Source organism: Sphingobium xenophagum, from assembly GCF_002288285.1.
GTDB lineage: Bacteria > Pseudomonadota > Alphaproteobacteria > Sphingomonadales > Sphingomonadaceae > Sphingobium > Sphingobium xenophagum.
On record NZ_CP022745.1, the window covers coordinates 41,812 to 64,161 of the forward strand.

23 protein-coding genes are annotated in these 22,350 nt (G+C 63.9%); 9 read left to right on the forward strand and 14 right to left on the reverse strand.

From position 1 onward, the window contains the following. Nucleotides 1-25: 25 nt before the first annotated feature. Nucleotides 26-235 carry a hypothetical protein gene (locus CJD35_RS00195; protein WP_017184729.1) on the reverse strand — a complete coding sequence of 70 codons (210 nt, stop codon included), beginning with the start codon at nt 233-235 and terminating at the stop codon, nt 26-28. A gap of 235 nt (nt 236-470) precedes the next feature. Here CJD35_RS00195 and CJD35_RS22645 point away from each other — a divergent pair, with 235 nt between their 5' ends. Both CJD35_RS22645 and CJD35_RS00200 read left to right on the forward strand, forming a co-directional pair. After that, on the forward strand, nt 471-644 hold the full coding sequence (locus tag CJD35_RS22645) for a hypothetical protein (protein ID WP_017184730.1): 174 nt from the start codon (nt 471-473) through the stop codon (nt 642-644). A gap of 60 nt (nt 645-704) precedes the next feature. Continuing rightward, on the forward strand, nt 705-2,030 hold the full coding sequence (locus CJD35_RS00200) for a PQQ-dependent sugar dehydrogenase (RefSeq protein ID WP_017184731.1): 1,326 nt from the start codon (nt 705-707) through the stop codon (nt 2,028-2,030). A gap of 176 nt (nt 2,031-2,206) precedes the next feature. Here the strand turns inward: CJD35_RS00200 and CJD35_RS00205 are convergent, their stop codons facing one another. Beyond that, a complete protein-coding gene (locus tag CJD35_RS00205) occupies nt 2,207-3,022 on the reverse strand; it encodes an ATP-binding protein (protein WP_017182781.1) in 816 nt (271 codons plus the stop codon). A gap of 136 nt (nt 3,023-3,158) precedes the next feature. Here CJD35_RS00205 and CJD35_RS00210 point away from each other — a divergent pair, with 136 nt between their 5' ends. Continuing rightward, nucleotides 3,159-4,115 (forward strand): L-threonylcarbamoyladenylate synthase, encoded by a 957-nt coding sequence (locus tag CJD35_RS00210; RefSeq protein ID WP_017182780.1) that lies wholly within the window; start codon nt 3,159-3,161, stop codon nt 4,113-4,115. A 51-nt stretch (nt 4,116-4,166) separates the two neighbouring features. Here CJD35_RS00210 and CJD35_RS00215 read toward each other — a convergent pair whose 3' ends face one another. From CJD35_RS00215 to CJD35_RS00245, 7 genes are all read right to left on the reverse strand, one after another. Then, nucleotides 4,167-4,433: a hypothetical protein gene (locus tag CJD35_RS00215; protein WP_017182779.1), complete on the reverse strand. Its 267-nt coding sequence runs from the start codon at nt 4,431-4,433 to the stop codon at nt 4,167-4,169. A gap of 98 nt (nt 4,434-4,531) precedes the next feature. Beyond that, a complete protein-coding gene (msrA, locus tag CJD35_RS00220; protein WP_017182778.1) occupies nt 4,532-5,065 on the reverse strand; it encodes a peptide-methionine (S)-S-oxide reductase MsrA in 534 nt (177 codons plus the stop codon). 86 nt (nt 5,066-5,151) lie between these two features. Continuing rightward, nucleotides 5,152-6,858: an AMP-binding protein gene (locus CJD35_RS00225; RefSeq protein ID WP_026002322.1), complete on the reverse strand. Its 1,707-nt coding sequence runs from the start codon at nt 6,856-6,858 to the stop codon at nt 5,152-5,154. Between the two features lie 137 nt (nt 6,859-6,995). Further along, complete coding sequence (locus CJD35_RS00230; RefSeq protein ID WP_017182776.1) at nt 6,996-7,679, reverse strand: DUF1013 domain-containing protein; 684 nt, start codon at nt 7,677-7,679, stop codon at nt 6,996-6,998. Nucleotides 7,680-7,794: 115 nt separating this feature from the next. Continuing rightward, nucleotides 7,795-8,823 (reverse strand): glycosyltransferase family 4 protein, encoded by a 1,029-nt coding sequence (locus tag CJD35_RS00235; RefSeq protein WP_017182775.1) that lies wholly within the window; start codon nt 8,821-8,823, stop codon nt 7,795-7,797. A 112-nt stretch (nt 8,824-8,935) separates the two neighbouring features. Next, on the reverse strand, nt 8,936-9,811 hold the full coding sequence (locus CJD35_RS00240) for a UDP-2,3-diacylglucosamine diphosphatase (RefSeq protein WP_017182774.1): 876 nt from the start codon (nt 9,809-9,811) through the stop codon (nt 8,936-8,938). A gap of 355 nt (nt 9,812-10,166) precedes the next feature. Then, a complete protein-coding gene (locus tag CJD35_RS00245) occupies nt 10,167-11,198 on the reverse strand; it encodes an NAD(P)H-quinone oxidoreductase (protein WP_174703635.1) in 1,032 nt (343 codons plus the stop codon). 78 nt (nt 11,199-11,276) lie between these two features. Here CJD35_RS00245 and CJD35_RS00250 point away from each other — a divergent pair, with 78 nt between their 5' ends. The 5 genes from CJD35_RS00250 to CJD35_RS00270 all read left to right on the forward strand — a co-directional run bounded on the left by CJD35_RS00250 (nt 11,277) and on the right by CJD35_RS00270 (nt 15,746). After that, a complete protein-coding gene (locus tag CJD35_RS00250) occupies nt 11,277-11,474 on the forward strand; it encodes a DUF1192 domain-containing protein (protein ID WP_017182772.1) in 198 nt (65 codons plus the stop codon). A gap of 156 nt (nt 11,475-11,630) precedes the next feature. Then, nucleotides 11,631-13,961, forward strand: a complete 2,331-nt coding sequence (clpA, locus tag CJD35_RS00255; protein WP_019052618.1) for an ATP-dependent Clp protease ATP-binding subunit ClpA — start codon at nt 11,631-11,633, stop codon at nt 13,959-13,961. 215 nt (nt 13,962-14,176) lie between these two features. Next, a complete protein-coding gene (locus CJD35_RS00260; RefSeq protein WP_017184492.1) occupies nt 14,177-14,386 on the forward strand; it encodes a GIY-YIG nuclease family protein in 210 nt (69 codons plus the stop codon). Continuing rightward, on the forward strand, nt 14,373-15,029 hold the full coding sequence (locus CJD35_RS00265; protein WP_017184493.1) for an esterase/lipase family protein: 657 nt from the start codon (nt 14,373-14,375) through the stop codon (nt 15,027-15,029). Before CJD35_RS00260 ends, CJD35_RS00265 begins: the two co-directional genes overlap by 14 nt. A gap of 93 nt (nt 15,030-15,122) precedes the next feature. Continuing rightward, nucleotides 15,123-15,746, forward strand: a complete 624-nt coding sequence (locus CJD35_RS00270) for a glutathione S-transferase family protein (protein ID WP_026002643.1) — start codon at nt 15,123-15,125, stop codon at nt 15,744-15,746. A gap of 181 nt (nt 15,747-15,927) precedes the next feature. Here CJD35_RS00270 and CJD35_RS00275 read toward each other — a convergent pair whose 3' ends face one another. Beyond that, nucleotides 15,928-16,662, reverse strand: coding sequence for a Bax inhibitor-1/YccA family protein (locus tag CJD35_RS00275; RefSeq protein ID WP_095686735.1), 735 nt, complete (start codon nt 16,660-16,662; stop codon nt 15,928-15,930). Between the two features lie 125 nt (nt 16,663-16,787). Between CJD35_RS00275 and thpR the strand changes: the two genes are divergently transcribed. After that, a complete protein-coding gene (gene thpR / locus CJD35_RS00280) occupies nt 16,788-17,330 on the forward strand; it encodes an RNA 2',3'-cyclic phosphodiesterase (protein ID WP_017184496.1) in 543 nt (180 codons plus the stop codon). Between the two features lie 66 nt (nt 17,331-17,396). Here the strand turns inward: thpR and CJD35_RS00285 are convergent, their stop codons facing one another. From CJD35_RS00285 to CJD35_RS00300, 4 genes are all read right to left on the reverse strand, one after another. Beyond that, nucleotides 17,397-17,930, reverse strand: a complete 534-nt coding sequence (locus CJD35_RS00285; protein WP_017184497.1) for a superoxide dismutase family protein — start codon at nt 17,928-17,930, stop codon at nt 17,397-17,399. A 383-nt stretch (nt 17,931-18,313) separates the two neighbouring features. Continuing rightward, the gene (locus CJD35_RS00290) at nt 18,314-19,393 is read right to left on the reverse strand and encodes an OmpA family protein (protein ID WP_026149594.1); all 1,080 of its coding nucleotides are present in this window, start codon (nt 19,391-19,393) and stop codon (nt 18,314-18,316) included. A 201-nt stretch (nt 19,394-19,594) separates the two neighbouring features. Then, a complete protein-coding gene (locus CJD35_RS00295; protein ID WP_017184499.1) occupies nt 19,595-20,092 on the reverse strand; it encodes a DUF2793 domain-containing protein in 498 nt (165 codons plus the stop codon). Between the two features lie 32 nt (nt 20,093-20,124). Next, nucleotides 20,125-22,314, reverse strand: coding sequence for a phage tail protein (locus CJD35_RS00300; protein WP_026002645.1), 2,190 nt, complete (start codon nt 22,312-22,314; stop codon nt 20,125-20,127). Nucleotides 22,315-22,350 lie beyond the last annotated feature (36 nt).

Below are 22,350 nucleotides of genomic sequence, written 5' to 3' on the forward strand. Positions count from 1 at the left end.
CTTCAAACCCGTCGCGGGTCGACCGTCAGTGAATCGTGCCCAGCGGCTGATCATGGGTCAGCAGCACGATCAGGCGTTCGATCTGCCGCCAGTGGCAAAAATGGATATGATTGCCCACGTCCAGGCTGCGGTCGGCGCGGGCAGCGGCTTCATAACCGGCATTTTCGCCGAACAGCGCCATCAGTTCGGCGGCGTCCTCATAGCTCTTTCGGCCCGAAAGATATGGCAACTGCATTGCGACCCCCATTATATTTCCGGCGACACCCATTGGTTCGCTCCCTTCTTCAATCTCCGTGCCATTTCAACGCTTTGACGGGGTTGGCGGGATGCGAGGGTGAACAGGTCATTAGCCAAGTCCCACGATGGGACAAACATCCCGCAACGGCACGGCCTGTCCCGAAACGACGCCCGCGGCCCTGTGACAGCAAAGCCGCTGGCCTTGTCGCATCGTCCATGGCAAGGGGCTGCGCATGAGCAATGACAGGAAAGAGCCGACTGGCGCGGGCGCGATCATCGCCCTCCTCATCCTGGGGGGAGCGATCACTGGCGGGATGATGGGCCAGCCCAGCATCGGCCTGCTGGCGGGCGTGGCCGCTGGCGTGCTGATCGCCGTGCTGCTGTGGCTGCGCGACCGGCGCAAATAAGCGTCGAAACTGCCGCCCATCCACCTTGCCCGATGCGGCACGGCGACATAGATGTGGGGGATGAACAAGCATCTGATCGCCCTCCCCCTCGTCGTCCTCACGCTGGCCGGCGGCGCATTCCTCTATCTTGCGCAAGGGGACACGGCCCAGTTGCCACCCGGCGCGGACACGGGGCGCGAACCGGTATTCACCGGACCGCGCAGCGAGATGATCCCGACGGTCAATATCGCCGAAGTAAAGCCCTGGACCGCAGGCGAAGCGCCGGTGCCCGCCAAGGGGCTGGCCGTCGCCCGTTTTGCCGACGGACTGTCCCATCCCCGCTCCATGCTGCGCCTGCCCAATGGCGATGTGCTGGTGGCCGAAACAAACAGCCCGCCCCGCCCCACCGGCGGCATCGTCAACCGGGTGATGAATTATCTGATGAACAAGGCGGGCGCTGGCGATCCTTCGCCAAACCGCATCTCGCTGCTGCGCGACGCCGATGGCGACGGGCGGGCCGAAACCAAGACAGCCTTCCTGACCGGGTTGAATTCGCCCTACGGCATGGCGCTGCTGGGCAATACGCTGTTCGTGGCCAACACGGACGCGCTGATGGCCTTCCCCTACAAGCCGGGCGATACCAGGATCAGCGCACCGGGCCGCAAGATATTGAACTTGCCCGCGCAGGCCCCCAACATGCACTGGACGCGCAGCCTGACCGTCAGCCCCGAAGGGATGCTCTATGTCGGCGTCGGGTCCAACAGCAATATCGGCGAAAACGGGCTGGAAACGGAAGCCAATCGCGCAGCGGTGCTGGAGGTCAATCCCAGGACCGGCGACTATCGCATCTGGGCGTCGGGCCTGCGCAACCCGGTGGGCCTGGCGTTTGAACCCAGGAGCGGCGCGCTGTGGGGCGTAGTGAACGAACGCGACATGCTGGGCAGCGACCTGGTGCCCGACTATCTGGCGCGGATCGAATTTGGCGGCTTCTATGGCTGGCCGTGGAATTACTGGGGCGGGTATGAGGATCGTCGTGTCCAGCCGCAGCGCCCGGAAATCCGTGAATATACCAAGCGTCCCGACTATGCTCTGGGCAATCATGTCGCCGCGCTGGGTCTGACCTTCGCTGACAAGGTGACGCTGGGCGCGCCCTATACCGACGGCGCGTTCGTCGGCCTGCATGGCAGCTGGAACCGCAAGCCTGCCTCAGGATATAAGGTGGTGTTTGTCGGCTTCACCGATGGCGAGGCGGGCAAGGCCAAGCCGGTCGATGTGCTGACTGGCTTCCTCGATCAGGATGGCAAGGCCCATGGCCGCCCGGTCGACGTGACCGCCGACGCCAAGGGCGCGCTGCTGGTCAGCGACGATGTCGGCGGTGTGGTGTGGCGGGTGACGAAAGGGAAGTGATGTAAGGCTCGCATACTCCCGCGCAGGCGGGAGTGTGATGTTCTTCATCCTCCCCTTTTAGGGGAGGTGTCAGCGCGTAGCGATGACGGAGGGGTGTCACCCTCTCGATAGCCCAACACCCCTCCGTCTGGCCTGCGGCCAGCCACCTCCCCTGCAAGGGGAGGATGGTTTTGCCGCTAGACTTTCAACCCGTTGCGCCCCGCCAGTTCGACGACATATTGCCATGCCACCCGCCCCGACCGACTGCCGCGCTGGGTCGACCATTGGACCGCCTCCATCGGATCGAAGCCGATGCCAAGCTTGTCCGCATAGCCGCGCACGATCGCGACATAGGCGTCCTGGTCAAGCGCATGGAAGCCCAGGCTCAAACCGAACCGATCAGACAGCGCCATCCGGTCATCCACCACATCGCGCGGATTGATCGGGTCATCCTGCTCCGACAGATGCCGGGGCACGATATGGCGGCGGTTGGACGTCACATAGAGCCGCACATTGGCAGGACGCGCCGCCGTGCCCCCCTGCAACAAGGAACGCAGCGACCGGGCATCGCCCACCCCTTCGTCAAAGCCCAGATCGTCGAGGAACAGGATGAAGGGCCGGTTCGTGCCGCGCAGCAGAGAGAATAGCGCGGGCAGGCTCGCCAGTTCGTCGATCGCGCATTGCAGCAGGGCGATGTCCCGCCCCTCCCCCTGCAACTGGCCGACGACGGACGCCACCACCGCCGACTTGCCCGTCCCGCGCGCACCCCATAGCAGCACGTCATGCGCCGCGTGGCCCGCCGCATGACGGCGGCTATTGTCGAGCAGCGCGCCCTTTTGCGCGTCGATCCCGGTCAGCAGGTTGTAATCCACCGGCGCGAATGCCTCCACCGCCCGGATGGCCCGACCGTCCCATACATAAGCAGGCGACGCGGCAAGATCGGCGGACGGCGCGGGCGGCGGCGCGAGCCGCTCCAGCGCCTCGGCAATGCGGATGAGGAGATCGTCGGTCATGGCGGGGACTTACCGGGCGAGCGACAGCGCGGCAAGCCATGGCGCGCCTCGCATCGGCTCCACTCGTCAGCCCATGTCATGCGACTGACGCAATGGCCTTTTACTCGGTCGGTTCGCCGTCTATATCGCGGGGGCCGTGACCATCCCAAATCCAGCCTATTCCACCCGATCCTGCCGCTACGGCGCAGAATCCCTGCGCGAGGCGGCGTTGCTGATCCGCGCTGGTGAGCCAGTCGCGGTGCCCACCGAAACCGTCTATGGCCTGGCCGCCGATGCAACCGACAGCCACGCCGTCGCCGCCATCTACAGCGCCAAGGGGCGACCGAGTTTCAATCCACTGATCGTCCATGTCGCCGACCGGGCGATGGCGCAGCGGCTGGCGGATTTCTCGCCCGTCGCCAACAGTCTGGCGGATCGTTTCTGGCCGGGACCATTGACGCTGGTCCTGCCGGTCCGGGCCGATAGCGGCCTGTCCCCGCTGGTGATGGCGGGGCTGCCCACCGTGGCGCTGCGCTTGCCAGCGCACCCCGCGATGCGCGCGCTGATCCGCGAAAGCGGACGCCCCCTTGCCGCGCCATCGGCCAATCGCAGCGGGTCGATCAGCCCGACACGGGCCGAGCATGTGCTGGCCAGCCTCAATGGCCGGGTGCGCTTGATATTGGATGAAGGGCCAACCAGCGAGGGCGTGGAATCGACCATCGCCGCGCCGGAGCATGATCATGTGCGGCTGCTGCGCCCCGGTTCAGTGACGGCGGCGATGCTGGAAGAAGCGACCGGCCTGCCCGTCCTGATCGGCAAGGGAGAAACGAAGATCGAAGCGCCCGGCCAGTTGGAAAGCCATTATGCGCCGTCCAAGCCGGTACGGCTCGACGCCATGCGGGCGGAGCGGGACGAATATCTGATCGGCTTTGGCCTGATGCCCTGCCACATCAATCTCAGCCCGGAGGCGGACGTGCGGGAGGCGGCGGCCAATCTCTTCGCCGCGCTGCACATCGCCGACGCGAGCGCGCAGCAGCGCATCGCCGTCGCCCCCATCCCCGATGATGGGATAGGCGCGGCGATCAACGACCGGCTGAAACGCGCGGCGGCTTAGAGCGGCGCAATTCCACCTGCGGGGCTCGTGATTGCAGTCGAAAGTCGGTGTTTAATCGCAATTGTCGTAGCCGGCATCCCTGCACTGGCGGCGGCGTTCCTTGTCCGCCTTCTTGCGCGCCTTGCCATCGCGCGCTTCCTGCTCGCGCATCTTGCGACCATAATTGCGGTCGGCCTCGTCCTGGCTGGTCGTCGCCCAGTCCGCCGCCTGCGCGCCCGCGCGCACCGGCATGGTGGCGATGTCCAGCGCCGTCTTGGCAATACAGCCGGGCAGAGCCAGCAGCATCAGCGGCGCGGCCAGCATCATCATCTTGTTCATCTTCAGTCCCCCGACGTGGTTCGCCGCCCTACTGGCATAGCCCATCTTAACCATAGCCTAAGCTGGCTACAAAAAGCGGTAAAGCACGTCGCGGAAAATCAGGCGTCCATTTTTTCGGCAAAGCCCTTGCGCAGCTTCGCGAGCTTGGGCGGGATCACCGCCATGCAATAGGGATTGCGATCGCCGACCCGATCCCAATATTGCTGATGATAATCCTCCGCCGGATACCAGGGGCCGTCCGGCTCGATCGTGGTGACGATTGCGTCGGCATGGTCTGGCTGCGCCCGGCCGATCGCGGCTTTCGCCTCGGCCTCCTGCGCGGGCGAATGGGGAAAGATGGCGGATCGATATTGGGTGCCGACATCATTGCCCTGCCGGTTCAGCGTCGTCGGGTTATGCGTCGCAAAGAAAATGTCGAGCAGATCGGCATAGCTGATCACGTCGGGATCGAAACTGACGCGGATCGCCTCGGCATGGCCGGTCGTGCCGGAACAGACCTGTTCATAGGTCGGGTTGGGCCGCTCCCCGCCAATATAGCCGCTCTCGACAGCGCTCACGCCTTTCAGATTCTGATACACCGCCTCGGTGCACCAGAAGCATCCACCTGCCAGCGTCGCGATTTCCTGCGCCATGATTATTCCTTCCAAACCTGATTAGTCCCGCCGCCATTCGTCCGAACGGTGGCGGGAGCAATGCTTGGACATGCAGATAGGAAGGCTCAGGCCGCTGTTCCAGCCTCCGCAGCGCGCGCGGCCGCTTTCGCGCGTTCCTCGGCGACCAGTTCCTTGCGCGATAGCTTGCCGACCAGCGTGCGGGGCAGGTTCAGCCGCACCTCGACCTCGCACACCCGTTCATGCTTGCCCAGTTGCGGATTGAGCCAGTCCTTCAACGCCGCGCCGTCAATCTCCGCATCCTCGGCCAGCGTCACGAACGCCTTGGGCTGTTCGCCGCGATAACGGTCGGGAATGCCGATGACCAACGCTTCTTTGACCATCGGATGATGGTAGAGGACCGCCTCGACCTGGCTCGGAAACACTTTGAAGCCGCCAACGGCGATCATGTCCTTCAATCGGTCGACGATGCGGACATAACCATCCTCGTCAATCTCGCCCACATCGCCGGTGCGGATGAAATCGCCGATAAAGACATCGGCGTCGGCATCCGGCCGGTTCCAATAGCCTTTCATGATCTGCGGCCCGGCGAACAGCAATTCGCCCGGTTCGCCCGGCGGCGGCGGCCTGGTGGGGTCTTCGCGATCCACCAGCTTCACCCGCGTCCCCGGCACCGGCTGTCCCACCGTCCCGGTCTTGTTCAGCCCCTCATAGGGATTGGAACAGACGATCGGGCTGGTTTCGGTGAGGCCATAACCTTCGATCAGCTTGGCGCCCGTCGCCGCCTCGAACCGTTGCCGCACTTCCAGCGGCAGCGGCGCACCGCCCGAAATACAGGCCCGCAGCGACGAAAAGTCGATGTTGCGGATCGCTGGATGATCCAGCAGCGCCTGGAACATGGTCGGCACGCCCGGCAGCGATGTCGCCTTGACCCGCTGCACCGCCGCCAGCACCTGCGCTGCGTCGAAACGGGGCAGCATGACCATCTCGCCGCCATTGATCACGGTGCGGTTGAGCGTGCAGGTATTGGCGAACACATGGAAGAAGGGCAGCACCGCGATGATGCGATCTTCCTCATTCGCGTGCGGGTCGATCGCCTGCGCCTGTCGCGCATTGGCGGTCAGATTCTGATGGGTCAGCATCGCCCCCTTGGGCGTGCCTGTCGTCCCGCCTGTATATTGCAGCAGGGCGATGTCCCGCTCCGGGTCGATCGAGGGCACCGTGCAGTCGCCCGCATTGGCGATCAGCCTGTCATAGCGCAGCACGCGCGGATCGTCCGGCAAGGGCACGGACTCGCTCGCCTTGAACAGGCGGAAGAGCAGGGATTTGACCGGGGGCAGCATCTCCGCCACCGATCCGACGACCAGCTTCTCCAGGCTGCTATGCTCCAGCACTTCCAGCGCGGTAGGAAGCAGCGCCTTGGCCGACAGGGTGAACAGGATTTTCGTCCCGCTATCCTCGACCTGATGTTCCAGTTCGGCAGCGGTGTAGAGGGGGGAGAAATTGACGACGATCGCGCCAGCGATCAGCGCGCCATAATAGGCCGCGACATAATGGGGCGTGTTGGGCAGATACAGGCCGACCCGGTCGCCCTTCTGCACCCCCATTGCCTGCAAACCGCATGCAATGCGGCGGATTTGCCCGAACATCGTGCCATAGCTGAACCGGCGACCCATGAAGTCGATCATCGGTGCATCGGGGTGGGCCAGCGCGCTGCTGGTGACCATCTCACCCATCGACAAAGGGGGGAATGTTCGTTCCCATACGGTGGGGTGCTGATAATGCTCCCGCCAGATTTTCTCTATGCTCTCCATGGGGGAAGTCTATGGCCAACGGTCACTTTACGCAAGCGTCAACCTCAGCAAAAAGGCCGCGCCGATTGCCCGGCGCGGCCCCGAAAAAATGCTGCATTGCGGCGACTTACGGCCAGTCGCCCAATGACGCTACGGCATCAAACGCTGCCCTTGTTGTTGCTGAACGGATCAAGGATCGTGGCGATGCCCGAAATCAGTTCCGCCTCGCTGCGCAGCGCCTCATCAGCGCGCCGGGCGTTGTCGTCACGCTCGCGCCGCAGCTCCTCGATCAGCGCCGCACGGTCGCCATCCAGCCGCGAATCGGCCGGCGCCTCAATGCCCAGCTTCTTGGCGGTCTTGGCCACCAGAGCGTCCAGTTCGCGCTGCGAACACAGACCCAGCGTCACCGGGTCTTTGGGCGTGATATTGGAAATATTCCAGTGGGTGCGGTCGCGGATCGCCGCGATGGTGGTGCGGGTAGTGCCGATCAGCTTGCCGATCGCGCCGTCGGACACTTCGGGGTGGTTGCGCAGGATCCAGGCGATGCCATCGGGCTTGTCCTGGCGCTTCGACACCGGCGTGTAGCGCGGCCCCTTGGTACGGCGGACAGGCTCCGGGCCTTTCAGCATCTTCAGCTTATAGTCGGGATTCTGTTCGCCCTTGTGGATTTCTTCCATCGTGATTTCATGGGCGCGCACCGGGTCACGGCCGGTATATTTGGTGCTGGCGGTATCATCGGCGATCGCCTGCACTTCCAGGATGTGAAGCCCGCAAAATTCCGCAATCTGTTCAAAGCTCAGAGCGCTGTTGTCGACCAGCCAGCTGGCGGTCGCATGGGGCATGAGTGGCTGGGACACGGGAACATTCTCCGGCACAAAAACGATAAGGGCCGCCCAAGCAGGGCGGCCGCGACCGTCTGGAGATAGTCGATCATGCCCGTTCGAGCAAGGAAAAGCGTCAGGCCGCGCTGTCCAGCCCCAACCGGTCGATGGTGTGCAGTCCCGCCAGGAACTCGCGCGCGCTGCGTTCCCAGCTAAAGCTGCGGCCATAGGCGGCACAGGCCGCCCGGTCGCAGGCCAGCGCAGTGGCGATCGCCTGCCCCAGATCCTCCGACAGCGCGCCGCATTCGGGGGTCACAATATCGACCGGCCCGGTGACGGGATAGGCCGCGACCGGCGTGCCGCAGGCCAGCGCCTCTATCATCACCAGGCCGAACGTGTCGGTACGGCTGGGGAAAACGAACACATCGGCCCCGGCATAGGCTCCCGCCAGCGTCTCGCCGAACAATGGCCCCATGAACAGCGCTTCGGGATAGCGCCGCTCCAGCGATGCGCGCGCCGGGCCGTCGCCGACGACCACCTTGGTGCCGGGATGATCGGTCGCCAGAAAGGCTTCCAGATTCTTCTCCACCGCCACCCGGCCAACCGCCAGCATGATCGGCCGGGGCAGATCGGCGAACAGGGCGGGCGGCTGCGCGTCCGGCGTAAAGGCGCTCAGGTCCACGCCCCGGCCCCATGGCAATACATTGTGCAGCCCATGGGCGCGCAGTTGCGCGCGCACCGATCCGGTCGACACCAGCACCGCCTGCGCCGGGCCGTGAAACCAGCGGATATAGCGCCAGAACCAGGCCGGTGGCAGCCCGGTGCGCTGCGCCACATAATCGGGGAAATGGGTGTGATAGGCGGTGGTGAACGGCACGCCGCTGCGCAGGCACCAGCGCCGCGCCGCCAGGCACAGCGGCCCTTCCGTCGCCAGATGCACGGCTTCGGGCTGGAAGGCGGCGATCGCCTGCCCCACCACGCCCGGTCGCACCAGCGCCAGCCTTATTTCGGGATAGGTCGGGCAGGGAATGGACCCGTACAGATCAGGCGAAAGCACCCGAACCTCATGCCCCATCGCCTCCAGTTCCGCCCGGATCGTCTGGAGCGTGCGCACCACGCCATTGACCTGCGGCGTCCATGCATCAGTGACGATCATAATGCGCATGGGATCACTCCGTCATCTCGCCCTAATCCCGCGTGTTCCCGCGCAGGCGGGAACCCAGTTCAGACGTTTGGACTGGACTCCCGCCTTCGCGGGAGCACGACTGCTTGAATTCTTAAGCCGCCATCCGCGCCCGTTCGCCCTGCTGCCCCTGCGTCCGCGCGGCGATTTCATCGGCCCAGTGCAGCACTTCCATCCGCCCGCACTCATGCTCGACCAGCGCGGTGCAGCCTTCCACCCAGTCGCCATCATTATAATAAGCGACGCCGGCAATCTCACGCATTTCGGCATTATGGATATGCCCGCATACCACGCCATCCACGCCCCGCGCGCCCGCTTCATGGGCGACCACTTCCTCAAATTGGGAAATGAAGGATACGGCGTTCTTGACCTTGTGCTTGGCCATCTTGCTGAGCGACCAATAGGGCAGGCCCATGCGCTGCCGCACCGCATTGACCACGACATTCAGCCGCATCAGCGTGGTGTAGGCGGCGTCGCCGACAAAGGCCAACCAGCGATGCGCCAGCATGATCGTGTCGAATTCATCGCCATGCAGCACCAGCAGCTTGCGCCCGTCGGCCGTCATGTGGATCGCCTTGCGCCGGATTTCCACGCCACCGAAATTCATGCCGGTGAACTGGCGGAACATCTCGTCATGATTGCCGGGAATATAGACGACCCGCGTGCCGCGCTTGGCCCGCTTCATCAGCCGCCACACCACGTCATTATGGCTGGCGGGCCAGTAAAAGCGCTTCTTCAGCCGCCATCCGTCAATGATGTCGCCCACCAGATAGATGGTGTCGCTGTCCACATTGTCGAGGAAATCGATCAGCATCGCCGCATTGCATCCGCGCGTGCCAAGGTGGATGTCGGAGATCCAGATGGTGCGAAACCGGCGGCGCTCGCCCTGCGTCCGTTCGGGTACGGAAAATGGCTCGGCGCCGTCCTCCGGCAGGTCCGCCAGAAATGGCAGGCGCGTGATGGCGTTCATGATGCGATCCCCAAAGACTGATGCCCTCAGGACCGGTTCCCTACCGCCGCAATGTTACAGTTCCGAAGCGAATATGACGGAAATGCTACGGTTTGCGTGGGTTTTACAGCTCCCCTCCCGCCCACGGGACGGAGCTATCACAGATTGAAGGCGCGTCATTTCACTTCGTCATGCTGAATTTCACTTCGTCATGCTGAACTTGTTTCAGCATCCATCGCGCGCCATGAGCCTCCGCTTGTGACGAGAAATAGATGCTGAAACAAGTTCAGCATGACGTGGGGATAGGAACGACGTCCTGCACGGTCTTCATGCTGCGGGAAGCGCGTTTAGCCTACGCCGCCAGCTCCACGCCCCCTCAAACCACCAGCACAATCTTGCCGAAATGCTCGCCCGCATCCATCCGCGCATGCGCCTTGGCTGCGTCCGCCAGCGCGAACCGCTGGTCCATCGCCGGGCGCAGCTTGCCGTCTTCGACGAAGGACCACACCGTCCGCACCAGTTCGTCCGCGACCAGGCTCTTGAAGCCCACCGACCGCGCCCGCAGCGTCGATCCGGTCAGTGTCAGCCGCCGCTGCATGATGGCCGGAATAAACACGTCCGCCTTCGCCCCGCCCAGCACCGCGATCGACACATGCCGCCCATCCTCGGCCAGGCACTCCAGGTTGCGCGGCAGATAGTCGCCGCCCACCATGTCCAGCACCGCCTGAACGCCCTGCCCGCCGGTGATCCGCTTCACTTCCGCGACATAATCCTGGGTCTTGTAATTGATCGCCTCGTCCGCGCCCCATGCCCTGGCGGCCGCGCATTTCTCGTCCGATCCGCAGGTGACGATGATCTTCACGTCGAACAGGTTGCACAGCCGGATCGCCATGGTGCCGATCCCGCTGGTCCCGCCATGCACCAGCACCGTGTCGCCGCCCACCGCATAGGCGCGCTCGAACAAGTTGGTCCATACGGTAAACAATGTCTCCGGCAGCGCCGCCGCCTCGATCAGGTCATAGCTCTCCGGCACCGGCAGGCATTGCCCCGCGGGCGCCAGGGCATATTCCGCATAACCGCCCCCGGCCAGCAGCGCACAGACGCGCTGCCCGATCAGCAACTCGCCGCCCTGCCCGGCCGCCACGATCGTGCCGGATACTTCCAGCCCCGGAATGTCCGAAGCGCCGGGCGGCGGCGGATATTTGCCCTGCCGTTGCAGCACGTCGGGCCGGTTCACCCCGGCGGCGGCCACGCGGATCAGCACCTCGTCATCGCCCGGTACCGGCACTGGCCGCGTCTGCGGCACCAGCGCATCAGGCCCACCCGGCACGGGAATGGCGATCGCCATCATCTCGCCCGGTACGCGGTTGCCATCGGCCATCGTCGCTTCCCCCCAAAACCTGCTCATGCTGCATCGCACCAAAATCGACCGGCGGAATGCGCGCCCTTATTGACAGAGTGGCCCGCAGGGTCAACATTACCGTTCATGGACAAGGATGATGATCTCCCTCACCGGGCTGACGATCCACTGGCCCGGCTGCTGATGCAGGATCTGGACCCTTTGTCCGTGGCTGAACTGGACGCCCGCATCGCCGCCCTGAAGGCGGAAATAGCGCGAACAGAAGCGAAAATGGAATACGCCGTTAACCATAAGGCAATAGCCGAGGCGTTATTCAAGCGATGAACCCGCGCCTTGCCCCACGCACCCTGACGAAGGGTTCTACCGGGCACGGTCAGTCTGGCAATTCCGCAGGTCAAGGCGCGCGTCTTGATCCGGCGTCGAGCAATGCCGACATAAGGTTCAATACCGCCCTCTCATCGGGCCAGGAGTAGAACAGACATGCCTTCTTTCGCACCCGCTCTGGAAACCACCTTGCACAATGCGCTGACCCATGCGTCGGAACGCAAGCATGAATATGCGACGCTGGAGCATCTTCTGCTGGCGCTGATCGACGATGAACATGCGTCGAAGGTGATGCAGGCATGCGGCGTCGAAATCGGCGAGCTGGGTGATGCCGTCACCCAATATCTCGATACCGAACTGGACAGCCTCAAGGTCGAAGGGGCGAGCGACCCCTCCCCCACCAGCGGTTTTCAGCGCGTGGTCCAGCGCGCCATCCTCCACGTACAATCCTCCGGCAAGGATGAAGTGACCGGGGCCAACGTCCTCGTCGCGCTCTTTTCCGAACGTGAAAGCTACGCCGTCTATTTCCTGCAACAGCAGGATATGAGCCGTCTCGATGCCGTGAGCTTCATCAGCCATGGCGTCGGCAAGGGTACGCCCACGCCTGAGCGTCAGGAGACCAAGGGGGCAGCCGAAGAGGAGAAGAAGGTGCAGGACGGCAAGGGTAAGAAGGACAGCGCCCTCGATCAGTTCACCGTCAACCTGAATGAAAAGGCGGAGCGGGGCAAGGTAGACCCCCTCATCGGCCGCGCATCGGAGGTTGATCGCACGATCCAGATCCTGTGCCGCCGGTCGAAGAACAACCCGCTCTATGTCGGCGATCCCGGCGTCGGCAAGACCGCGATCGCCGAAGGTCTGGCGCGCAAGATCATCGAAGGCGAAGTGCCCGACGTGCTCAAGGAAGCCGTCATCTACTCGCTCGACATGGGCGCGCTGCTGGCCGGCACCCGCTATCGCGGCGATTTTGAAGAGCGGCTGAAGGCCGTCGTCACCGAACTGGAAAAGCTGCCGCACGCCGTCTTGTTCATCGACGAAATCCACACCGTGATCGGCGCTGGCGCAACCAGTGGCGGCGCGATGGATGCCTCAAACCTTCTGAAGCCCGCTTTGTCCGGCGGCACGATCCGTTGCATCGGCTCGACCACCTACAAGGAATTCCGCAACCATTTCGAAAAGGACCGGGCGCTGCTCCGGCGCTTCCAGAAGATCGACGTCAACGAACCCTCGGTCGAGGATACGATCAAGATCCTCGCTGGCCTGCGCTCGGCGTTCGAGGAGCATCACCACGTCAAATATACGCCGGACGCGATCAAGGCGGCGGTGGAACTGTCCGCGCGCTACATCAACGACCGCAAATTGCCCGACAAGGCGATCGATGTGATCGACGAAGTCGGCGCGATGCAGATGCTGGTCGTGCCCTCCAAGCGCAAGAAGACGATCACGCCCAGGGAGATCGAGCAGGTCATAGCGACCATGGCCCGCATCCCGCCCAAGACCGTGTCGTCCGATGACAAGAGCGTTCTGGAATCGCTGACCACGGACCTGAAGCGCGTCGTCTTTGGCCAGGACAAGGCGATCGAAGTGCTATCCAGCGCGATCAAGCTGTCGCGCGCGGGCCTGCGTGATCCCGACAAGCCGATCGGCAACTATCTCTTCTCCGGCCCAACCGGCGTCGGCAAGACGGAAGTGGCGCGTCAGCTTGCGACCCTGCTCGGCATCCCGCTCCAGCGTTTCGACATGTCGGAATATATGGAACGCCATTCGGTCAGCCGCCTGATCGGCGCGCCTCCGGGCTATGTCGGCTATGATCAGGGCGGCCTCCTGACCGATGCCGTCGACCAGCAACCGCACAGCGTCCTGCTGCTCGACGAAATCGAAAAGGCGCACCCGGACCTGTTCAACATCCTGTTGCAGGTGATGGATAATGGCCGCCTGACCGACCATCACGGCAAGACCGTCGATTTCCGCAACACCATCCTCATCATGACCACCAATGCCGGTGCGTCGGACATGGCGAAGGAAAGCATCGGCTTTGGCGAACTCACGCGCGAAGATGTGCAGGAAGACGCGGTGAAAAAGCTCTTCACCCCCGAATTCCGCAACCGTCTCGATGCGATCGTGCCGTTCGGCTATCTGCCGCCAGAAATCGTCGCCCGCGTCATCGACAAGTTCGTGCTGCAACTCGAACTGCAACTGGCCGACCGCGACGTCCACATCACCCTGGACGAAGAGGCGAAGGCCTGGCTCACCAAGAAGGGCTACGACAAGCTCTACGGTGCCCGCCCGATGGGTCGCCTGATGCAGGAAAAGATCAAGCAGCCGCTGGCGGAGGAACTGCTCTTCGGCAAGCTGGTCCATGGCGGCGAAGTCCATGTCCATATGAAAGAAACCGATGGGGTTGGGGCCCTGGCCTTCGAAATCACCCCCGCCGCTCCCAAAAAGGGCAAGAAGGGCGGCAAGGCCAAGACGCCGGAAGGCACCAAATAAGCGCGCTTTCAGTCGCAAACGAAAAGGGCGGCCGCAAAGGCCGCCCTTTTTCATGCCACCTCACCAATCCCCCAACCCCGTCATCCCCGCGGAGGCGGGGATCCATCTCTCGCCACGCAACGAGGTTGGCGATGGCAGAGGAGGTCAGATCGCTAACCCAATATAGGTGGGTAGCCGAATAGCGGCTTTACGGGTGCAAGCACCGTAAAGGAGACATGAATCTCACCGTCACCCCAGCGAAGGCTGGGGTCTCAGGCGTAGATGCGCTAAAGTCGGATATGGCGCGAGGCGGCTACACCCATGTCATGACCACTGAGCCAAGAGGCGTCCTCTATATTGGCGGCACAGCCGACATTGCTACGCTCCGCAACTTCGAAACCGGGACATATGAACCGCTCGATGACGACGGGAATGTCGGTGACTGAAGGCGTCATCCTCCTCCACGGCTTCGGCGGCCATCATCTCCAGACAGCCCTGCTCGCGCGTCGTTTGCGTGAAGCCGGCTACATCGTCGCGAATGTCGGTTACCCTAGTTGGCGCTGGCCGCTCGAGCGCGTGCTGGACCATCTGCACGATCGCCTCGCAGCGTCGCCAATCGCCCATGCCGCCAGCATCCATGGCGTAGGTCATTCCATGGGCGGCCTCATATTGCGCGCTTATATCGCCCGCCATCGTCCCATCCGGCTCGGTCGCGTCGTCATGCTGGGCACACCCAATAGCGGCAGTGAGATCGCCGACCTTCTGTATCGTCTGCGACTGAATCGCCCGATCCTCCACCATGCCGGCGACCTGCTGCGGACCCGACGGCTCCCAGCGATCGAGGCGACGTTGGGCACCGTCGACTATCCTTTGGGAATCATTGCGGGCGACAAGCCCATGAACGGCATGACATCCAACCGGATATTTCGCGCGGCCAACGACGGCAAGGTTAGTGTCCGCGCCACCCACCTCGCTGGGCAGAGCGACCATATTGTCATGCCCGTCGCCCACACCGCCATGATCTACACGCGGCCGGTCGCTGATCAGGTCATGCATTTCCTGCGCGACGGCACCTTCCAGCACCCATAGCGCATAGCCGCCGAAGTCCCTCTCCATCCGGTCTGGCCACACGATCATGTTTTCGTTATGTTCCAGCCGCCGTCATTGCAGAGGATATATGTCATGACCCTCACCTTCTACACCAACCCCATGTCGCGCGGGCAGATCGTCCGCTGGATGCTGGAGGAAGTTGGCGTCCCCTATGACCCCGTCCTGCTCGACTATGCGACGACCATGAAGGCTCCCGACTATCTCGCGATCAACCCGATGGGCAAGGTACCCGCGATCGTCCATAACGGTACCATCGTCACCGAATGTGCCGCCATCTGCGCCTATCTCGCCGATGCTTTCCCCGCCGCCAACCTCGCCCCGCCAGCCCAAGCACGCGGCGCCTATTATCGCTGGCTCTTCTTCGCGGCCGGGCCGCTCGAAGCCGCGATCACCAACAACGCCATGGGCTTCGTCCTGCCGGAAGGGCGCGAACGGACCGCAGGCTATGGCTCGCTCGACGACGTGCTAAATACGCTCGAACAGGCGGTGGCGGGCGAGGCATGGATTTGCGGCGACCAGTTCACCGCCGCCGACGTCTATGTGGGGTCTCAGATTGATTGGGGCCTGTCCTTCGGCACCGTGCCGGAGCGGCCCGCCTTCACCGCCTATGCGGAACGCCTGCGCGCGCGCCCCGCCTATAAGCGGCAAAAGGAGATCGACGGCGCCCTGATCGCGGCGATGCAGAACCAGGGTTAAGTCTCCCCCGCCCCGTTCGCTTTGAGCGTAGTCGAGAAGCAAGCAGCGCAGCATTCGCGCCTGGCGCGCCTCATTTCTCGACTGCGCTCGAAACGAACGGATATTGGCGCAAGACTCGTACAAAAAAGGCCCGGCGGAGGTGTCTCCGCCGGGCCTTCCTTTATCTCGCTGTCCAGGCCAATCAGTCGCGATTGCCCATGAAGCGCAGCAGGAACAGGAACATGTTGATGAAGTCGAGATAGAGGTTCAGCGCCCCCATGACGACCGATTTACCCATCATGTCCGTGCCCGCGACATGCGCGTAGATGCTCTTGATCTTCTGCGTGTCATAGGCGGTCAGGCCCGCGAACAGCAGCACACCGATGAAGCTGATGACCAGATCCATCGCGCTCGATTTCAGGAACAGGTTAATGAGGCTGGCGACCAGCAGGCCAACAACGCCCATGATCAGGAAGGTGCCGAAACCCGACAGATCCATCTTGGTGGTATAGCCAAACAGGCTCAGCCCCGCAAAAGCGGCTGCCGTCGCAAAGAAGGTCTGGGCGATCGAGGTGCCGGTATAGACCAGGAAGATGGACGAGAGCGACAGGCCCATCACCGCCGCATAGGCCCAGAACAGACCCTGCGCCGCCACCGTCGACAGCCGGTTGATGCCAAAGCTCAGCACCATCACGAACACCAAAGGCGCAAACATGATGACATATTTCAGGATGCCGGGACCAGCCAGCACCTGATAGGCCAGCCCGCTCGACGCAAACAGCACGGCGACGATGCCCGTCAGCAAAACGCCGCTCGCCATATAATTATAGACCGACAGCATGTAGCTGCGCAGACCGGCGTCGAACGCCTCGCCCCGCGCGACGCTATTGCCGCCAAAGCCCGCAATATTGGAACGGGGATCGGACCAGTTGGCCATGAAAATTCTCCTTCGCCGGCGTCATTGTCGCCGCTGATTCCATTATCGGCGCTTATGGCCGGATATTCAAGCGCTCTCGTAACCGCACTGGCCTAACGCGCGGTAAAGCCTATAGTCGGCCCGTCATGCATCGCCTGTTCGTCGCCATCCGCCCGCCGGCTGCCCACCGCGCGCAACTGCTTGCACTGATGGGCGGGGTCGCGGGCGCCCGCTGGCAACGCGACGATCAGTTGCATCTGACGCTGCGCTTCATCGGAGAGGTCGATCGACACCGCGCGAGCGACATTGCCGACGCGCTGCGCACCATCCGCTTCGCCCCGTTCGACGCCAGAATTGCGGGCGTCGGGGTGTTTGATCGTCGCGGTCTCATCGACACGCTCTGGGCCGGGGTCCAGCCGCGCGATCCGCTGGCCAGCCTGCATCGCAAGGTCGATCGCGCCTGCGTCGCCATGGGTCAGCCACCCGAAGAGCGCGCCTATTGGCCGCACATCACCCTCGCCCGCTTCGGGCGAAGCGGCGCTCTCGTGGACCCCTTCCTGGCTTCCCACGCTGCGCTGAACAGCCCACCCTTCACGATCGACAGCTTCGCCCTGTTCGAAAGCCGCCTCGGCAACAATGGCGCACACTATCAGATCGTTGAGGATTATGGCCCCGGCAGCCCGGACTGATGAATTGGTTCTGATATTTGCAACCCATGGCACTGGCATGGACATGCAAATATCAAAATCCGATCATTAACTCGCCTTCAGGACACCGCAGGCGACCCGTCCACCGGCATTGCCAGCCGGGTCGCTGACATTGTCGTCGGCCTTTGCATGGATCACCACGGCCGCGCCATCGGCATCCAGCAACGGCATCGCCCCGCTGCTGATCGTCCCGTCGGCGATGACATATTCAATCGCACCGGTCCCGTCCGTTCCGACCGTCATGTTGGGCATGTCGCCCATATGCTTGCCCGCCGGGTTATCCATGCCATGTTGCCGCCCGGTCGGGTTCCAATGGCCTCCGGCACTGGTGAAATCCGGTGCCGTGCAGGCGCCAGTCATATGCACATGGACGGCGTGGATACCCGGCGTCAGCCCCTGCGCCTTGACCAGCACATGCAGCCCGTCCGCCGCCTCGGTAACGCTGGCGGTGCCGCGCGCCGATCCATCTGCTGCCATCAATTTGGTGCCAGCCATCGGCGCAGCCGCGGGTGTCGCGGTCGTTGCGCAAGCTGAAAAAGCGACGGCCAGCGGCAGCGCGAACAGGATAGGGGTAAATTTCATGATACACTCCCGGAGATGGCGAATATGAAAGCGAACGCCGAAGCCTCGCTTTTGTTGCCGATCATTACGGGGCTGTCACTGTGATTTCGCCCGGCAGATTCCTAAAAACCTGATCCAGCCTCCCCCAGCCCGTCACACAGACGAACATGGTTCCGCGCCACACAGTAGGCCAAGACCTTAGCCATGCCGGGACCAGGAAAGCCCATACCTGCCCGCTATCCGCGCGGTACCGGCTAAGTCAGGCACACAAGGCTTGGTGCATTTCGCAAACGCCAATCGCCCGACCCCGCGCTGCCGACGTCACCTGGAGCGCGACGAAAAAGGGGCCGGTCTTTCGACCAGCCCCTTCAACGGCTTTCCATCCTTGCGGACGGAAAAGTCTCTTACATGCCCGAACCCGGACCGTAGGTGATTTCCACGCGACGGTTCTGCAGTTCGCGAACACCGTCGGCGGTTTCGACGCGGGGGTTCGATTCACCGAACGCCTGGGTCGTCATGACGCCGTCGGGGATGCCCTTCGAAGCCATGTAAGCCTTGACGGCGTCAGCGCGACGCTGCGACAGGCCGACGTTATACGAAGCCGAACCCGACTTGTCCGCATAACCCGCCAGCATGACCTGGGCGCTGCCGCAGTTGCTGTAGGCCGAAACCGCGTTGTCCAGAATGGTGGCGGCGTCAGGCGTGACGTCCGACTTGTCCCATTCGAAGAACACGATGTACGGTCCGGGGCTGCACTCTGCCACTGGCGGCGGAGGCGGCGGCGGCGGAGGCGGCGGGGGAGGCGGCGGCGGGGGCGGCGGAGGCGGCGGCGGAGCAGCCGGTTCGCCGAAGTTGTAGGTCAGACCCAGCAACAGGCTGTGCGTACGCAGCTTGGTGTCGGCGGTCGAACCTGCAACGCCGTAAGGGGTGGTGTAAGCCGGGATCAGCTTGATATCGTCCTGGTTGAAGAAGCGATACTTCAGCGAAACGTCGACATTGTTGGTCACCGGATAGCGAACACCGGCGATTGCCTGCCAGGCAAAGCCCGTATCGCTGTCGTTGACGATGTCCGAAGCAACCTTGCCACGCGAAACGCCGACGCCGCCGCCGACAAAGCCCTGCAGGCCATCGTCGGGACCGAAGTCGAGCAAGCCGTTCAGCATGAACGACAGGGCCGAAGCCGCGCCGCCAAAACCGCCACCGGTCTTGTCGAGATCAATCTTTGCGCGCTTGTAAGCGGCTTCGGCTTCCAGACGGAAACCGCCGAAATCATAGCCGATGTTGGCGTCGAAATCATAACCCTTATGATAATCGATCGAAGGGACCGGACGGCCACCGGCAGGCACTGCCGAGAAAGTCATGTCCTGGTCTTCGACCAGCAGCACACCGGCGTCAACGCCGACATACCAGCTGTCGTCACGTGCCATAGCCGGGGTGGCCAAAGCAGTGGTAGCAAGAGCAGCCGCGAGGGCAAGCTTCCGCATCTGAATTCCCCTTTCAAAAGTGTCACGAAGGACTGCTGAAACCCTGTATCGGGAAGAAAGTTTCATGGCAAGTCCACAAATAGTGAAACCGTTGCAAAAATAACGCAGTAGCGCCTGGGAGCGCCAGCTACGAGGCTAATCGCAAGGTTTATCGCTCCAATAGCCAGAGGTCATGACAATAAAAAGTAAATTCTGCCAAACTCAGCTTTCGATCAGCCCATGTGTCCTTAAAGCAACTAGGACAGCACCCAGTGTAGTGCGCGCCTCAACGTCAATCGTCGCCCCGTCCGTGGGTGCCGCGATCGCGGCCTGCCGCGCGCCGACCACTTTCTGCCCGTCCAGATACAGCCCGTCGCTCCGCAATAATGCGTCGCGCCAAAGGCTGCCGTCATGAAAAAGCGCATGCCCCCGGTCCGCGACATCCATCGACAGACCGGCACGCGGCGCGACGAACCGCCAGCCGCCCTCGCTCCAGCAAGCGATGCAGCCCGCCTGCTCCGCCCAAGCCCCGGTCGCGCCCGCCGCCACGATCCAGCATTGCCCGATCGTCGGCGTTTCGGGCGGCGTTGCGACATCCGCACTCTCTACCCTGCCGTGCAGCAGCGCGTCGATCCGCGCCAGCGCTTCATTGTGAAAAACTTCCTTCTGCGCCTGCCCGGCAAACAGCATCGGCATCGCCCATCGCGCCGTCATGTCCATCACGCTTGCTCCCCTATGCTTGAATTTCCGTGTCAGATCGCGATGGCGACCGTCGCTGCCCGCCCGGTCGCAAAAGTGCCGACCTGCCGCACCTCCACGCTCAGCGCGCCGTCATGCCCCGCGCCGCTGTCGACAGCGATCATCGCCGCATCATAGGTCCAGCCGGGCGCGATCGTCTCGGCGCTGCGCACCACGACATCGCCCTTCAGCACCCGCACGGCATAGCGTTCGCTCTCCTCGCCCAGCGGCACGTCGCCCCCGCTGCTCCATCGCCATCCCGCCCGGCTGCGCCGCGTCCAGCCGATCTGCCAGCCGCCACCGTCCGCCTGCGCCCGCACATGCACGGGCGCAGGCGGCATCAGCGCCTCGCCGGTGATGGCGACGCCGGCCACCACAGGCTCCACATCGCCCAGCCCGATCGCCGACAATTGCACCGTCCCGCCAATCTCGCCCGCCACGCCCAGCATCGCGAGCGGATCGGCGAGTCGCTCTTCCTCGATCAGCAGGAACGGTTCGCCCGCCACATGCGCGTCCATCGCCCATTCGGTCCCGCGCAACCCCCGGCGCAAATCGCTCAGGCGATAGCGCGCCTCGCCGTTCTGCACCGCCGCGCCGAACTGGATCAGTTCGCGCCCCACCAGACACAGGTTGCGCCCCTGCGCCAACCCTTGCTCGTCCGCAGACAACAATGCCATGTCCGCAGCCAGCAATGTCACGTCCAGCGCATTGCGCCCGTCCACCATCGTCACGCTGCCCGGTGGCAGAGCATGATCCGCCACGCCCATCACCGCCCGCGGCGCGCTCCGGCCGATCGGTATCGCCTCGCCCGTTCCGCTCATCGCAAACAGCGCCGCGCTGCGCCACCCCGGCCCGCCACTGGCCGCCGCGATCACCAGCGGCGCATCGGCCACGCCCTCGGTCAGTCGCGGCAGGTCGGCCAGCATCAGGCTCGTGACGCCATGGGGCGCATCCACCTGCCGCACGATCGCGCCGGACGAAGCGCCGCCTGGCATCACCCCGCCAGCCCCCGGCACCCGCCGCAGCGACAGCCGCACCGCCATCGCCTCCCATTCCCGCTCCTCAATCCGCCATAGTCCCGGTACATCGCTCACCCGCACCACCTCGCCCGGTTCCAGCCCCAGCGCGGCCCAGCCACAGCGCATCACCATCGTCGCCCGCCCGGTCCAGCCGCTTGCCAGCCGCGCCCCCGCCAGTTCCCGCGCCGCATCCGCCGCCAGAACCGCGGGCAGCTCGATCCCGCGCTCGGCCCGCCCCGGCCCCGGCCGCGTCACGCGCTGCACGCCTGCCTGATAATCGCGCGCCGCATCATAATGGCGCAGCGACAATGCCACCGGCACAGCGTCGGCTGCCCCGCCAGCATGTTCCACCGCGTCGATCCTCCGTCCATTGACCCGCGCCGCCAGCGCCGCCGCGCCGATCTCGTCCGCGCTCTCGCCCGCCGCCGTCAGCCGCAACCCCTGCAACGCCAGCCCATGCGACTCGACCAGCGGCGCGATAGCCTCGCGCACGTCCGCCCCGCTCGCGGCATAGCCCTCGATACTGGCCAGCCCGGCCCCGCCGATCCGCCCGTCACTCACCGCCGCCGCGATCGCCTCGATCGCCACGGCTTGCGCATCCGCTACCACCTCGAACGTCAGCGACGGGATACGATTGCCATAATCCTCCAGCGCCAGATCCTCGAACACGACATAGGCCATGCCCCGATGGGCCGGGGTCACCGCCACGCCTTGCGCCGCGGCGATCAGCGGATCGACCGCCTGATCCGCCCCGCCGTCATGCACCCGGAAAGCCGACAGCGCGCTCTTGAAATCCCCCGCCGCCCCGCGCAGCAAATTGCCATCGGCCCATATCCGCCCGATCGACCCGATCGCCCGCGCCGACAAGGCGACTGCAAAACTCGCCGAATAGCTGTAGCTGGTCACGCTCGGCCGCCCCTTGCCGCCGCCGCTCTTGCTTTTCGTTTCGCGCAGATCGGTCGCCCAGATCACCGTTCCCGCCACCCGCATCGTGCCGAACAGCCGCGGCACCTGTGTCCCGTAACTCGACGTCTGCACCTGCAATTCATTCAGGCGCGGCCCTTCCCGCCCCTTGGGCTTGAAGAGCACCGCATGGTCGATCGCATTGCCGATCAGCGCGCCGACAGCCCCGCCGATCGGCCCGCCAATCACCGTGCCCACCGCGCTCAGCACCACTGTCGCCATAAAAATCTCCCCAAACGCATCCTGCTCCCGCGCAGG

What these genes read in the sequence shown, in the direction of transcription:
- CJD35_RS00195 (WP_017184729.1), bottom strand. Translation starts at nt 235, where the DNA reads ATGCAGTTGCCATATCTTTCGGGCCGAAAGAGCTATGAGGACGCCGCC.
- CJD35_RS22645 (WP_017184730.1), top strand. Translation starts at nt 471, where the DNA reads ATGAGCAATGACAGGAAAGAGCCGACTGGCGCGGGCGCGATCATCGCC.
- CJD35_RS00200 (WP_017184731.1), top strand. Translation starts at nt 705, where the DNA reads ATGAACAAGCATCTGATCGCCCTCCCCCTCGTCGTCCTCACGCTGGCC.
- CJD35_RS00205 (WP_017182781.1), bottom strand. Translation starts at nt 3,022, where the DNA reads ATGACCGACGATCTCCTCATCCGCATTGCCGAGGCGCTGGAGCGGCTC.
- CJD35_RS00215 (WP_017182779.1), bottom strand. Translation starts at nt 4,433, where the DNA reads ATGAACAAGATGATGATGCTGGCCGCGCCGCTGATGCTGCTGGCTCTG.
- msrA (WP_017182778.1), bottom strand. Translation starts at nt 5,065, where the DNA reads ATGGCGCAGGAAATCGCGACGCTGGCAGGTGGATGCTTCTGGTGCACC.
- CJD35_RS00225 (WP_026002322.1), bottom strand. Translation starts at nt 6,858, where the DNA reads ATGGAGAGCATAGAGAAAATCTGGCGGGAGCATTATCAGCACCCCACC.
- CJD35_RS00230 (WP_017182776.1), bottom strand. Translation starts at nt 7,679, where the DNA reads ATGCCCCATGCGACCGCCAGCTGGCTGGTCGACAACAGCGCTCTGAGC.
- CJD35_RS00235 (WP_017182775.1), bottom strand. Translation starts at nt 8,823, where the DNA reads ATGCGCATTATGATCGTCACTGATGCATGGACGCCGCAGGTCAATGGC.
- CJD35_RS00240 (WP_017182774.1), bottom strand. Translation starts at nt 9,811, where the DNA reads ATGAACGCCATCACGCGCCTGCCATTTCTGGCGGACCTGCCGGAGGAC.
- CJD35_RS00245 (WP_174703635.1), bottom strand. Translation starts at nt 11,198, where the DNA reads ATGAGCAGGTTTTGGGGGGAAGCGACGATGGCCGATGGCAACCGCGTA.
- CJD35_RS00250 (WP_017182772.1), top strand. Translation starts at nt 11,277, where the DNA reads ATGGACAAGGATGATGATCTCCCTCACCGGGCTGACGATCCACTGGCC.
- clpA (WP_019052618.1), top strand. Translation starts at nt 11,631, where the DNA reads ATGCCTTCTTTCGCACCCGCTCTGGAAACCACCTTGCACAATGCGCTG.
- CJD35_RS00260 (WP_017184492.1), top strand. Translation starts at nt 14,177, where the DNA reads ATGAATCTCACCGTCACCCCAGCGAAGGCTGGGGTCTCAGGCGTAGAT.
- CJD35_RS00265 (WP_017184493.1), top strand. Translation starts at nt 14,373, where the DNA reads ATGTCGGTGACTGAAGGCGTCATCCTCCTCCACGGCTTCGGCGGCCAT.
- CJD35_RS00270 (WP_026002643.1), top strand. Translation starts at nt 15,123, where the DNA reads ATGACCCTCACCTTCTACACCAACCCCATGTCGCGCGGGCAGATCGTC.
- CJD35_RS00275 (WP_095686735.1), bottom strand. Translation starts at nt 16,662, where the DNA reads ATGGCCAACTGGTCCGATCCCCGTTCCAATATTGCGGGCTTTGGCGGC.
- thpR (WP_017184496.1), top strand. Translation starts at nt 16,788, where the DNA reads ATGCATCGCCTGTTCGTCGCCATCCGCCCGCCGGCTGCCCACCGCGCG.
- CJD35_RS00285 (WP_017184497.1), bottom strand. Translation starts at nt 17,930, where the DNA reads ATGAAATTTACCCCTATCCTGTTCGCGCTGCCGCTGGCCGTCGCTTTT.
- CJD35_RS00290 (WP_026149594.1), bottom strand. Translation starts at nt 19,393, where the DNA reads ATGCGGAAGCTTGCCCTCGCGGCTGCTCTTGCTACCACTGCTTTGGCC.
- CJD35_RS00295 (WP_017184499.1), bottom strand. Translation starts at nt 20,092, where the DNA reads ATGGACATGACGGCGCGATGGGCGATGCCGATGCTGTTTGCCGGGCAG.
- CJD35_RS00300 (WP_026002645.1), bottom strand. Translation starts at nt 22,314, where the DNA reads ATGGCGACAGTGGTGCTGAGCGCGGTGGGCACGGTGATTGGCGGGCCG.